13 protein-coding genes are annotated in these 11,471 nt (G+C 71.9%); 5 read left to right on the forward strand and 8 right to left on the reverse strand.

All coding sequences use genetic code 11. The features are described 5' to 3' along the window. The first annotated feature begins 109 nt into the window (after positions 1 to 109). Complete coding sequence (locus tag C229_RS0120070) at positions 110 to 751, forward strand: 3'-5' exonuclease (protein ID WP_018656896.1); 642 nt, start codon at positions 110 to 112, stop codon at positions 749 to 751. Further along, positions 738 to 1,379 (forward strand): HIT family protein, encoded by a 642-nt coding sequence (locus C229_RS0120075; RefSeq protein WP_018656897.1) that lies wholly within the window; start codon positions 738 to 740, stop codon positions 1,377 to 1,379. Before C229_RS0120070 ends, C229_RS0120075 begins: the two co-directional genes overlap by 14 nt. A gap of 81 nt (positions 1,380 to 1,460) precedes the next feature. Here the strand turns inward: C229_RS0120075 and cbbX are convergent, their stop codons facing one another. Genes cbbX through C229_RS0120090 form a run of 3 tightly spaced genes read right to left on the reverse strand, consistent with a single transcriptional unit; the run spans position 1,461 to position 4,263 of the window. Next, a complete protein-coding gene (gene cbbX, locus C229_RS0120080; RefSeq protein ID WP_018656898.1) occupies positions 1,461 to 2,411 on the reverse strand; it encodes a CbbX protein in 951 nt (316 codons plus the stop codon). Continuing rightward, positions 2,408 to 2,830: a ribulose bisphosphate carboxylase small subunit gene (locus C229_RS0120085; protein ID WP_018656899.1), complete on the reverse strand. Its 423-nt coding sequence runs from the start codon at positions 2,828 to 2,830 to the stop codon at positions 2,408 to 2,410. Before C229_RS0120085 ends, cbbX begins: the two co-directional genes overlap by 4 nt. Continuing rightward, entirely contained in the window at positions 2,830 to 4,263 is a 1,434-nt protein-coding gene (locus C229_RS0120090) for a form I ribulose bisphosphate carboxylase large subunit (protein WP_026313972.1), read from the reverse strand. The genes C229_RS0120085 and C229_RS0120090 overlap by 1 nt, the downstream gene beginning before the upstream one ends. Before the next feature lie 209 nt (positions 4,264 to 4,472). Between C229_RS0120090 and C229_RS0120095 the strand changes: the two genes are divergently transcribed. Together C229_RS0120095 and C229_RS0120100 are read left to right on the forward strand one after the other, a co-directional pair. Then, entirely contained in the window at positions 4,473 to 5,339 is an 867-nt protein-coding gene (locus tag C229_RS0120095; RefSeq protein ID WP_018656901.1) for a LysR substrate-binding domain-containing protein, read from the forward strand. A gap of 67 nt (positions 5,340 to 5,406) precedes the next feature. Then, complete coding sequence (locus tag C229_RS0120100) at positions 5,407 to 6,585, forward strand: saccharopine dehydrogenase family protein (protein ID WP_018656902.1); 1,179 nt, start codon at positions 5,407 to 5,409, stop codon at positions 6,583 to 6,585. On the opposite strand, the gene C229_RS0120105 is transcribed toward C229_RS0120100, so the two are convergent. Next, positions 6,557 to 7,672: a GAF domain-containing sensor histidine kinase gene (locus tag C229_RS0120105; protein WP_018656903.1), complete on the reverse strand. Its 1,116-nt coding sequence runs from the start codon at positions 7,670 to 7,672 to the stop codon at positions 6,557 to 6,559. The two genes, C229_RS0120100 and C229_RS0120105, sit on opposite strands and share 29 nt — an antisense overlap. Then, entirely contained in the window at positions 7,669 to 8,325 is a 657-nt protein-coding gene (locus tag C229_RS0120110; RefSeq protein WP_026313973.1) for a response regulator, read from the reverse strand. The genes C229_RS0120105 and C229_RS0120110 overlap by 4 nt, the downstream gene beginning before the upstream one ends. A 159-nt stretch (positions 8,326 to 8,484) precedes the next feature. Between C229_RS0120110 and C229_RS0120115 the strand changes: the two genes are divergently transcribed. Next, a complete protein-coding gene (locus tag C229_RS0120115; protein WP_026313974.1) occupies positions 8,485 to 9,456 on the forward strand; it encodes a phosphoribulokinase in 972 nt (323 codons plus the stop codon). Positions 9,457 to 9,612: 156 nt separating this feature from the next. Here C229_RS0120115 and C229_RS0120120 read toward each other — a convergent pair whose 3' ends face one another. The 3 genes from C229_RS0120120 to C229_RS0120130 form a co-directional block, all read right to left on the reverse strand. Then, a complete protein-coding gene (locus tag C229_RS0120120; protein ID WP_018656906.1) occupies positions 9,613 to 10,056 on the reverse strand; it encodes a peroxiredoxin in 444 nt (147 codons plus the stop codon). Between the two features lie 175 nt (positions 10,057 to 10,231). Further along, complete coding sequence (locus tag C229_RS0120125) at positions 10,232 to 10,660, reverse strand: DUF3052 domain-containing protein (RefSeq protein WP_018656907.1); 429 nt, start codon at positions 10,658 to 10,660, stop codon at positions 10,232 to 10,234. Positions 10,661 to 10,845: 185 nt separating this feature from the next. After that, the gene (locus tag C229_RS0120130) at positions 10,846 to 11,253 is read right to left on the reverse strand and encodes a secondary thiamine-phosphate synthase enzyme YjbQ (protein ID WP_026313976.1); all 408 of its coding nucleotides are present in this window, start codon (positions 11,251 to 11,253) and stop codon (positions 10,846 to 10,848) included. Positions 11,254 to 11,471 lie beyond the last annotated feature (218 nt).

Genomic DNA, 11,471 nt, shown 5'->3' on the forward strand with positions numbered 1-11,471 from the left:
CCTCGTCAAAGAGGTCCCCGCCTCCCGTCGCAGGGTGCGCCGCCCGGTGCCCGTAGGGCCGTGTAGGCGTCCTTCTGCAACACGCTCCCGGCTTCTCCAGGTTCACGACATGCGCCACCCGCACCGTGAACGTCGGCATGACCGTGCCGACATCGGCTGGAAGGGCGAGAAGCGCATGACTGACTGGACGAGCCTGAGCTTCGTGGTCGTGGACGTCGAGGGCAACGGCGGGCAGCCGCCCGACCTGGTGGAGCTGGCCGCCGTGCCGGTGATCGGCGGAGTCATCGGGAAGCCGCTGAGCTGGCTGGTCAAGCCGGACGCACCGATCACGCACTTCGCCACCCGAATCCACGGCCTGACCAACGAGGCCGTAGCCGACTGCCCGTCGTTCGAGGCCGTCACCCGCAACGTGCTCGCGGCCCTGAACGCCGACGCCCTCGTGGCCCACAACGCCCACGTCGACCTCGGCGTGCTGACCCGCAAGCTCCCCGACTGGACGCCGCCCGAGGTCTTCGACACGCTGAAACTCGCACGCCGACTGGTCCCGGGCCTCGACAGCTACCGGCTCGAAAGCTTGACCAAGGCATTCAGCCTGTCCGAAGAACTGCCCAACGACCTCACTCCCCACCGAGCAACGTATGACGCCCTGGTCACCGCGCGCCTGCTCACGCAACTCGCCACAAAGGCCCCGAACTTGAAAGAACTGCGCGGCCAACCTCCCAGGGAGGCCGACGAAGATGCGCTCTTCTAGCGCGAACCGCACCGGCTTCGGCTCGAAGCACATCGACACCGCCGACGCCTACGGGCGGCCCCGGTCTAAGGCGATAACCGACCTCACCTCGGCGTCCACTGCGAACGACAGGAGATCAGAAGCCTTGATGGCCGATGACAGCCCGCAGGAAACTCTTTCTGATCGCGGTGACGTGGAGGTCGTATCCGAACGCGGCGCGGACGCTGGATCGGTCGCCTGTGTGTTCTGTAAGATCATCCGTGGTGAGATCAGGGCGACCGTTGTGGATGAGACCGACGACTTGATTTCCTTTCTTGACCATCGGCCGTTGTTCCACGGGCACACGCTGCTCGTTCCGAAGCTTCACGTTCAGGTCATGAGCGAGCTGCCGGCCGATCGCGTCCTGGACTTCTTCACCCAGGCGCAGCGGCTCGAACGAGCCGTCGAGACCGGCCTCGGCGCCGACGGGTCGATGATCCTCATCAACAACGTCGTCAGCCAGTCCGTGCCCCACCTGCACCTCCACGTCATTCCCCGGCGTAAGAAGGACGGCCTGCGCTTCTGGCTCGGTCCCCGTCATCCCTACACCGCGCAGCATCCCGCCGAAGAATTCGCGGAGAGAATCCGGACCGCATTGAAAGACGCATGACCACTCGCACTCCCACGATCCCCGTGCCTCATTCGCGGACGCCGTGGCCGCACCGGAGGGGTTTCCGGTGCGGCCGCGGGGTCAGGGGGTGAAGACTCGGGAGGAGAGGAAGTCGTCGGCGTGCAGCGTGGTCAACGCGGTGCGGTCGACGGGGGCGCCGGTGGCCAGGAGGCGGTTGGCGTGGCGGAGGCGGGCGCGTTCGATCGCGTTGCGGACCGAGCGGGCGTTGGCGAAGCGCGGCTGGACGCGGCGCCGTTCCAGATAGTCGCGGAAGACGGGTTCGGCGTCGTCGGACAGCCGGTAGCCCTCGCGTTCCATCATCAGCCGGCCGATGGCCTCCAGCTCGACCGGCTCGTAGTCGGGAAAGTCGATGTGGTGCGCGATCCGCGAACTCATCCCCGGGTTGGAGGAGAAGAACGAGTCCATCCGGTCCTTGTATCCGGCGAGCACCACCACGAGATCGTCGCGCTGGTTCTCCATCACTTGGAGCAAGATCTCGATGGCCTCCTGGCCGTAGTCGCGCTCGTTCTCCGCCCGGTACAGGTAGTACGCCTCGTCGATGAACAGCACGCCGCCCATCGCCCGTTTGAGCACTTCCTTGGTCTTGGGGGCGGTGTGCCCGACGTACTGGCCGACGAGGTCGTCCCGCGTCACCGACACCAGGTGCCCGCGCCGGATGTAGCCGAGCCGGTGCAGCAGTTCCGCCAGCCGGACCGCGACGGTCGTCTTGCCGGTGCCGGGACTGCCGGTGAAGGACATGTGCAGGTTGGGACGCCCGGAGTCGATGCCGAACCGGGCCCGGACCCGGTCGATCAGCAGCAGCGCCGCGATCTCCCGGATCCGGGTCTTGACCGGCGCGAGCCCGACCAGCTCGGTGTCGAGCGCGTCCAGGACGTCGTCCACCTGGGACTCCGCGCGTTCGCGGGCCAGGTCGACCGACGCGTCCGGCGGCAGCGGCGGCGGCGCCTGCGGCTCGTCCTCGGCGGCGCCGTTGGCCTCCGGGCGCATCCCGAATCCCAGGCGGTCGGTCATCGCGCGTACCGCTCGCCCTGCGGCCGGTCCAGCGCGTACGGGTGCGTCCGGTACTGGACGCGCCGGTCCGCGACCTCGGTCCGGTCGAGGCGGAACCCGGGCTCCTCGGCGGGCCGCTGCACGATGAACGACAGCGCGGTCGTCTGCCGTCCGTACCGGGCGTCGTAGGCGTTCAGCCGGATGTAGTGCCCGGGGTAGGTCTTGCGGCACTCGTTGATCTCCAGCAGGACTCCGGCGGGGTCCTTGAGGTCGAACATCGGCAGGCCCCACATCTCCCAGTAGGAGTTGCGCGGGTGCGGGTCGTCGGTGAACTCGATCGAGCAGGGCCAGCCGCGGTCCAGCACGTAGGCGACCTGCTTGGTGATGTCCTCGTCGGTCAGGTCGGGCAGGTAGGAGAAGGTGCCTTGGGTGATGCGCATCAGATGCTCACAGGGGTCTCGACGACGTCCGGCGTGTCGGTGGACTCGTAGGTGAAGGTGATGTCGCCCCAGGTGGACAGGGCGACGTCGAGTTCGCGGCTGTGCTTGGCGGCGGCGCGCAGGATGTCCGAGCCCTCGGCGAGGAAGTCGCGGCCCTCGTTGCGGGCCTTGATCATCGCCTCCAGCGCGACGCGGTTGGCCGCGGCGCCGGCCGCGATGCCCATCGGGTGCCCGATCGTGCCGCCGCCGAACTGGAGCACGACGTCCTCGTCCAGGTAGTGCAGGAGCTGGTGCATCTGCCCGGCGTGGATGCCGCCGGACGCGACCGGCATGACGCCCGGCATCGACGCCCACTCCTGGTCGAAGTACAGGCCCTTCACCGGGTCGGCGGCGACCCTGTCCAGCCGCAGCGTGTCGTAGAACCCGGCGACGCTGTTGGGGTCGCCCTCCAGCTTGCCGACGACGGTCCCGGCGTGGATGTGGTCGACGCCCGCCAGCCGCATCCACTTGGCGATCACGCGGAAGCTGACGCCGTGCGACTTCTGCCGCGTGTACGTCGAGTGCCCGGCGCGGTGCAGGTGCAGGATGACGCCGTTGGCGCGCGCCCAGTTGGCCATCGACTGGATCGCGGTGTAGCCGATCGTCAGGTCGATCATGACGATGACGCTGCCGAGGTCCTTGGCGAACTCGGCGCGCTCGTACATCGCCTCCATCGTCCCGGCGGTGACGTTGAGGTAGTGCCCCTTGATCTCGCCGCTGGCGGCCTGCGCCTTGTTGACGCCCTCCATGCAGTACAGGAACCGGTCGCGCCAGCGCATGAACGGCTGGGAGTTGATGTTCTCGTCGTCCTTGGTGAAGTCCAGGCCGCCGCGCAGGGCCTCGTAGACGACGCGCCCGTAGTTGCGGGCGGACAGGCCGAGCTTGGGCTTGACGGTCGCGCCGAGGATCGGGCGGCCGAACTTGCCGAGGTACTCGCGCTCCATGACGATCCCGTGGGCGGGGCCCTGGAACGTCTTCACGTAGTGCGTGGGGATGCGCATGTCCTCCAGGCGCAGGGCCTTGAGGGCCTTGAACCCGAACACGTTCCCGATGATCGAGGAGGTGAGGTTCGCGATCGACCCCTCCTCGAACAGGTCGAGGTCGTAGGCGATGTAGGCGATGAACTCGCCCTCCTTGCCCGGGACCGGCTCGACCTTGTAGCACTTGGCCTGGTAGTTCTCGTAGCTGGTCAGCCGGTCGGTCCAGACGACCGTCCAGGTCGCGGTGGACGACTCGCCCGCCACGGCCGCGCCGGCCTCCTCCGGCGGCACGCCCTGCTGCGGCGTGATGCGGAAGGCGGCGAGGATGTCGCTGTCCTTCGGTTCGTAGTCGGGACGCCAGTAGCCCATCTCCGCGTACGGGATCACACCCGCCGACCATCGGCCCGCGCTCATCTCGCTCTCCTTCTCCGCCGTCGGCGGTGCCCGGCCGGTACGCGGCGCGCCTCCCGAGAAGGACGGCAGGCCCAGGGGATGTCAGGGGGTGCGCCGCGTCCGGCCACGGTGTCCGTGGACGGGATGAGCTTGACCGGACGAGACTTGTACTGTCCATCAAGTGTTGCGGGATGATTCTCAAGTGATCGGTTGAACCAGGAGGCGGGCGCATGACCGAGGCGCGGTTGCGGACGTTCGTCACGCTCGCCGAGACGGGGTCGGTGCGGGAGGCGGCGCGGCGGCTGTACGTGACGGAGTCGGCGGTGTCGGCGGCGGTCGCGTCGCTGGCGCGCGAGCTGGGGGTGCCGCTGGTGCGCCGGGCCGGACGCGGCCTGGCGCTGACGCCGTCCGGCACGGTCTACGCCGGGTACGCGCGGCAGGTGCTCGGCCTGCTGGAGCAGGGGAGGGCGGCGGCGCGCGGCGCGGCCGACCCGGGCCGGGGGCCGCTGCGGCTCGCGGCGGTGACGACGGCCGCCGACCAGCTCGTCCCCGACCTGCTCGCGGGCTTCCGCGCCCGCTGGCCGGACGTGGAGCTGACGCTGGAGGTCGGGCCGCGCCGCGAGGTGTGGGGCGCGCTGGCCGCGCACGCCGCCGACCTCGTGCTGGCCGGGCGCCCGCCCGCCGAGCTGGAGGCGACGGTGCTGGCGACGCACCCGAACGAGCTGGTCGTCGTCGGGTCGCCCGCCCTGGCCGCGTCGTTCTCGCTGGACACGACGCCGTGGGTGATGCGCGAGCCCGGGTCGGGGACGGGCGCGACGGCCGAGGCGTACCTCGCGGAACGGGACGTCGCGCCGCCCCGGCTCGTCCTCGGCTCCAACGGCGCCGTGATCGCCGGGGCGGCGGCGGGGCTCGGGGTGGCGCTCGTCTCGCGGGACGCGGTCGGCGCGCGGCTCGCGGACGGGCGGCTCACCGTGGTCGACGCGCCGGGAACCCCGCTGGACCGGCCCTGGCACGCGGTCGCGGGCGCCGACCCGACGGCGACGACGCGGCTGTTCGTCCGGCACCTGCTCGACGCGCCGGGCTGGTCGGCGCCCTGACCCCGTTCTCCTGTGGGCTGCGTCACAGAGCGGCCCATCGTTGTCATGGTTCGACAGAATCGGACCCATGAGTGCCGACCGCCAATACGACATCGTCCTGTTCGGGGCCACCGGCTTCACCGGCGGCCTCACCGCCGAGTACCTCGCCGAGCACGCCGGGCCCGACGTCCGGTGGGCGCTCGCCGGGCGCAACCGGCAGAAGCTGGAGGCCGTCCGCGACCGGCTCGCCGCCCGCCGCCCCGAGCTGACCGCGCTCGCGCTGCTGCACGCCGACACCGGGGACGCCGCGTCCATCGAGGCCGTCGCCGCCGCCGCGCGCGTCGTCATCACGACCGTCGGGCCGTACGTGAAGCACGGCGAGCCGCTGGTCGCGGCGTGCGCCCGCGCGGGCACCGACTACGTCGACCTGACCGGCGAGCCCACGTTCGTGGACGAGATGTACGTCCGCCACCACGAGCAGGCCCGCCGCAGCGGCGCCCGCATCGTGCACGCGTGCGGGTTCGACTCGATCCCGCACGACCTCGGCGCGTACTTCACCGTCCAGCAGCTCCCCGAGGGCGTCCCGCTGCACGTCGAGGGGTTCGTCCGGGCGAACGGCGACTTCTCCGGCGGCACGCTGCACTCCGCGATCGGCATCTTCTCCGATCTCCCCGGCCTGTACCGCGCCGAACGCGACCGCCGCACCGTCGAGGAGCGCCCGGCCGGACGCCGCGCCCGCATCTCCCGCAGCCCGCTCCCCCGCGCCCGGATCGGGGACGGCTGGACGCTGCCGATGCCCACCGTCGATCCCGCGATCGTCACCCGGTCGGCGCTCGCCCTCGACCGCTACGGCCCCGACTTCACCTACGGCCACTACGTCGCCGTCCGCCGCCTCGCCACCGCCGCCGCGATGGCCACCGGCGCGGGCGCGCTCATCGCCGCCGCCGCGCTCCCGCCGACCCGGGCGCTGCTGCTGAAGCTGCGCGGCGCGGGCGACGGGCCGTCCGCCGAGCGCCGCGCGAAGCACTGGTTCAGCGTCACGTTCGTCGGTGAGGGCGGCGGGAAGCGCGTCGTCACCGAGGTCGCGGGCGGCGACCCCGGCTACGACGAGACGGCCAAGATGCTCGCGGAGTCCGCGCTGTGCCTGCTCCAGGACGACCTGCCCGACACCTCCGGCCAGGTCACCACGGCCGCCGCGATGGGCGACGCGCTCATCACCCGGCTCGTCAAGGCCGGGATCACGTTCCGGGTGGTGCGAACCGGCTAGCGGGCACCGGCACGACCGCCTCCACGGTCGTGCCGACGCCCGGGCGGCTCGTCACCGACACCCGTCCGCCGAGCAGTTCGGCGCGCTCGGCCATGCCGCGCAGCCCGTAGGAGTCCAGGGCGCGGGGCTGCTGCACCGAGAAGCCCCGGCCGTCGTCGGCGACGCGCAGCCGCACCCGGTCGCGCTCGTTGTCCAGCAGCAGGTCCACGCAGGTCGCCGCCGCGTGCCGCAGCGCGTTCGCGACGGCCTCTTGCGCGATCCGGTACAGGGCCGTCTGGACGTGGTCGGGCAGCTCGGCGTCCAGCTCGCCGGTGACGGTCACGGTGACGTCCAGGGACGCCCCGGTGTCGCGGGCCAGGCCCGCCAGGGCGGCGGGCAGTCCGAGGTCGTCCAGGACGGGCGGGCGCAGGCCGCCGATCGCCGCGCGCGTCTCGGCGCCCGCCAGGTCGCACTGGTGCCGGGCCAGCTTGAGCTGCTCGCGGGCGTCGGGATGGTGCTCGGGCAGCGCGGCCTCGGCCGCCGACAGGTGGAAGCCGACGCTGGCCAGCCGCTGCGCGATGCCGTCGTGGATGTCGCGGCTGAGCCGCGTCCGCTCGGCCTCCTGCGCCTCGACGGCCCGTTCCGCGAACCGTTCGGCGGCGTGCTCGCGGTCCTGCGCGGTGCGCAGCCTGCGGCACGAGCACAGGACGGGCCCGAACAGCTCGCCCAGCGCCTCCACCAGCATGACGTCGGCGGGCGCGACCCGCCGCGCCGACCGGACGTCCAGCACCGCGATCGTCGCGTTGCCCCGATGCACCGGGATCGCCAGCCCGCGTCCGTCGGCGTGCGGGCGGGGACGGCCGTGCGCGGCGACCCAGCCGACGTCGCCGGTGCCGAGCGGCACGGGCGGGCCGCCGCTCTCCAGCCGCCGCCCCTCGTCGTCCAGCACGTACACGTCGCAGAACGTCACCGATTCCGCCGACCGGACGACGAGCCCGGCGATCTCCTGCGCCATCTCGGGCAGCGTCCGGTCCGAGCAGGCGACGGCGATGACGCGGACGAGCAGGTCGCTGCCCCGGTCCGCGAGCAGGCCGAGCGCGGCCGTCACCGGAACAGCCCCTCGCGCAGCGCGACCGCGATGGCGGCGGACCGGTCCGCGACCTCCAGCTTGCGGTACAGGGCGCGCAGATGGCTCTTCACGGTCTCCTCGCTGAGCACCAGACGCGCCGCGATGGCCTTGTTGGACAGGCCGCCGACCAGCAGCGACAGCACCTCGCTCTCGCGCTGGGTGAGGCCCCGGTTGGCGCCGGGCCAGAACTCGCCGCGCGTCAGGCGGGCGGCGGTGACGGCCATCCGCCCGGCGAGCGTCGGGTCGACGACGGTCTCGCCCTGGGCGACCTCCTCCAGGCGGCGGACGAGTTCGGGCCCGTCCACCCGTTTCAGCAGGTATCCGCCCGCACCGGCGCGCAGCGCCTCGAAGACGTACTGCTCGTCGTCGTAGACCGACAGGAACACCACGCGGGAGTCGGGAGCGCGGCCGGTCAGCGCGCGGCACAGGTCCAGGCCGCTCTCCGGGCCGAGCCGGACGTCGAGCAGGACCACGTCCGGCCGCAGCGAGGTGACGAGGCGGATGGCCTCCTCCGAGGCACCCGCCTGCCCCACCACCCGCACGCGGCCCGCGTATCCGGCGAGCATCGCCTGGAGGCCGGCGAGGATCATCTCGTGGTCGTCCACCAGGACGACGCGTACGGGGGCAGCCATTCCGGCACGATAACAACCGGAAGCTACTCGCCAGTATCCCCCGGGACACAAGGCTTTCCGTCCGGTTCACCCCCGTCTTCACCCGTTCGGGGGACGATGCGCCTCGGCGTCCCCTCCTACCGTTCTCGATGTCACGTTCACCGGCATGGAGGAGGCCAGGTGCCCCACCGCATCGTGCATATGCTCCGGGCGCGCGGTTCCGGCCGCCGCCCCGTCATGCTCGCCATCGCCGGAGACAGCGCGGCGGGCAAGACGACGCTCACCAAGGGGCTCGTGCAGTGTCTGGGGGAAGACCGCATGACGGCGGTCTGCGTGGACGACTACCACCGCTACGACCGGCAGGAACGCAAGGGCAAGCCCTTCACGGCGCTGCACCCCGACTGCAACCACGTCGACATCATGGAGCAGCACCTCCAGCTCCTGTCCATGGGCGAACCGATCCTCAAGCCCGTGTACGACCACTCCACCGGCGAACTCGTCCGGCCGGAGCTGGTCACCCCCAAGGACTTCGTGATCGTCGAGGGGCTGCTGCCGCTGCACACGCGGCTCGCGCGCGCCTGCTTCGACATCACCGTCTACCTCGACCCGCCCGAGCCGCTGCGCCACAACTGGAAGGTGCAGCGCGACTGCGGCAAGCGCGGCTACACGCCCGAGCAGGTCTCGGCCGAGCTGGAGCGGCGCGAGCCGGAGAGCGCGGCGTTCATCCGGCCGCAGCGCAAGTGGGCCGACATCGTCGTGCGGTTCGCGCCCGTCGAGGGACGCGTCGACCCGCCCGGCACGCCCCTGTCGGCCGAACTGCTGCTGCGGCCCACCATCGACCACCCCGACCTGGGCTCGGTGCTGGAGGAGTCCGTGCCCGCCGCCGGTGAGACGGCCATGCACCTGCGGCTGCACCGCGACACCGACGGACGTCCGACCGACGCGCTGCACGTCCACGGATACGTGCAGCCGAACGAGTCCGAGATCGTCAAGAAGGCCATCTGGGACCGGCTCGGGCCGCGCGCCGGGAACGGCGACCTGAACCCCGACGCGCTCGGCCGCTTCGGCGAGGGCACCAGCGACCCCCTCGCGATCACCCAGCTCCTGCTGCTCTACCACCTGCTCGACGCCGAACACCGGCAGACCGCCTGAGACGAGGCGTGCCCTTCCACCCCAGGGCACGCCGACGGGCCGCGGACCGCGCGGGGAGGCCCCGGATTCCCGGGCCGCGCGGAACCGCCCCCGGGGCCGGGTGGGTTCCAGGACGGGCGCTCTGGACCCCCACCCGGCCCTACCCATGACCGCGCCTCAGAGGGCGGCGAGGGCTTCGCGGTAGGCGTTCACGTCGCGGGGTTCGGAGATCGGGGTCTCGACGCGGCGCCGGACGATCCCCTCGGCGTCGATGAGGAACGTGGCGCGGCGGGCGACGCCCCGGTTCGCGTCGAAGGCGTCGTATGCCTGCGCCGTGGCCCCGTGCGGCCAGAAGTCCGAGAGCAGGGAGAACGGGAAGTCCTCCCGGTCGGACCAGGCGCGCAGGGCGAAGATCGAGTCGACCGAGACCGTCAGAATCCGGACGTCGCCGAGCGCGGGCACCGCGTCGGCCAGGGCGCGCAGCTCACCCGAGCAGACGCCGCTGAACGCCAGCGGATAGAAGACGAGCAGCACCGGAGCGCCGCGCAGGCCCGAGAGCGTGACGGGGGCGCCGTGCTGGTCGTCCAGCGTGAAATCCGGCGCGCGATCACCGGCCTGCACTCCCACGGCCCCTCCGGTGGGTGAGATCCGCCCGTGCGGACGGCACGGCGCGGACGACGGGCGCGTCCCGAGCCGGGAGCCGCGCGCACGCCAGTCTGCCACCGCACCCTCGACGGTCACGTCGGGGGGCGGCGGACGGGGCCGCACCGCCGGCGTCACGGCCGGCGGCGCGGAACTACTTGCGGACCTTCGGTGCGACCAGCCGGGTGCCGGACCACTCCGCCGCCGCGCTGATGCTGCTGGTCTGGGACAGGCCGGCGGTCTGCGCCGCCTCGCCGATGTCGCTCGGTTCGACGTGTCCGTCGCGGCCCGCCTTGGGCGTCAGCAGCCAGATCTGGCCGCCGCCGTCCAGGCCGATCATCGCGTCGGTGAGGCCCTCGAACAGGTCGCCGTCCTCCTCGCGCCACCACAGCAGCACGACGTCGACGACGTCCTCGTAGTCCTCGTCGGCCAGCTCGTTGCCGGTGACGGCCTCGACGGAGCCGCGAAGCTCCTCGTCGACGTCGTCGTCGAAGCCGATCTCCTGCACCACCTGACCCGGCTTGAGGCCGAGCCGTTCGGCCAGGCTGCGCTCAGACTGCGCCTGACCCGCGGTCGCGCTCACGAAAGTCCTCCCCTTTGTCGATAGTCCGCGCCGGTTCCGTCCCGATGCGGGGCGGTGGCCGGTGCGGCGTTTGCGGGACAGTCCACACAAGTGGAGGGCTGTCGCGCAAGTGTCTTCCCGGCATTTGCTGGGCGCATCGCCGGGATCATCGTCACGTTGCTCCCACCGAGCGTAACAACTGGCGCCTAACCCGCGAGGAAGGACAACCGGACCTGGCGTTCGCGGTTGTCGACGTTGAGGTCGACCAGGGCGATCGACTGCCAGGTGCCGAGCTGCATCCGCCCCTCGACGACGGGCACCGACGCGTACGGCGGGATCAGCGCCGGCATGACGTGCGAGCGGCCGTGGCCGCGCGAGCCGTGGGCGTGCCGCCACCGGTCGTCGGCGGGCAGCAGGTCGCCCAGGGCCGCGAGCAGGTCGTCGTCGCTGCCCGCGCCCAGCTCCAGGATGGCGACGCCCGCGGTCGCGTGCGGGACGAAGACGTGCAGCAGCCCGTCCCCGCCCGCGCCGGAGACGAACCGGACGCACGCGTCGGTGAGGTCGTGGACGGTCTCGTGGCCGCCCGTGGTCACCTCGATCACTTTGCTCTCCACGTCCTCCTGCCTACCCGGTCGCGCGGTGTTCATGAGGCGGAGAAGGGGCTGCGTAGCAAACCGGGGCATGACGGGTGCAATCGGGCACTGAGCGGGGAGAATGGTTACCAGCAAGTAGAGATGCGTTAGGCGCCGCGAACAGCGACGATGGATCACGAACCATGGGCGGCCACCAGCCGCCCCGGAGCGCGCACCCCCCACGAGGGCGCGGGCTCCAC

The sequence above is a fragment of the Actinomadura flavalba DSM 45200 genome, assembly GCF_000374305.1.
Taxonomy (GTDB): Bacteria; Actinomycetota; Actinomycetes; order Streptosporangiales; family Streptosporangiaceae; genus Spirillospora; species Spirillospora flavalba.

What these genes read in the sequence shown, in the direction of transcription:
- cbbX (WP_018656898.1), bottom strand. Translation starts at nt 2,411, where the DNA reads ATGACCGACCGCCTGGGATTCGGGATGCGCCCGGAGGCCAACGGCGCC.
- C229_RS0120095 (WP_018656901.1), top strand. Translation starts at nt 4,473, where the DNA reads ATGACCGAGGCGCGGTTGCGGACGTTCGTCACGCTCGCCGAGACGGGG.
- C229_RS0120075 (WP_018656897.1), top strand. Translation starts at nt 738, where the DNA reads ATGCGCTCTTCTAGCGCGAACCGCACCGGCTTCGGCTCGAAGCACATC.
- C229_RS0120085 (WP_018656899.1), bottom strand. Translation starts at nt 2,830, where the DNA reads ATGCGCATCACCCAAGGCACCTTCTCCTACCTGCCCGACCTGACCGAC.
- C229_RS0120090 (WP_026313972.1), bottom strand. Translation starts at nt 4,263, where the DNA reads ATGAGCGCGGGCCGATGGTCGGCGGGTGTGATCCCGTACGCGGAGATG.
- C229_RS0120070 (WP_018656896.1), top strand. Translation starts at nt 110, where the DNA reads ATGCGCCACCCGCACCGTGAACGTCGGCATGACCGTGCCGACATCGGC.
- C229_RS0120100 (WP_018656902.1), top strand. Translation starts at nt 5,407, where the DNA reads ATGAGTGCCGACCGCCAATACGACATCGTCCTGTTCGGGGCCACCGGC.
- C229_RS0120110 (WP_026313973.1), bottom strand. Translation starts at nt 8,325, where the DNA reads ATGGCTGCCCCCGTACGCGTCGTCCTGGTGGACGACCACGAGATGATC.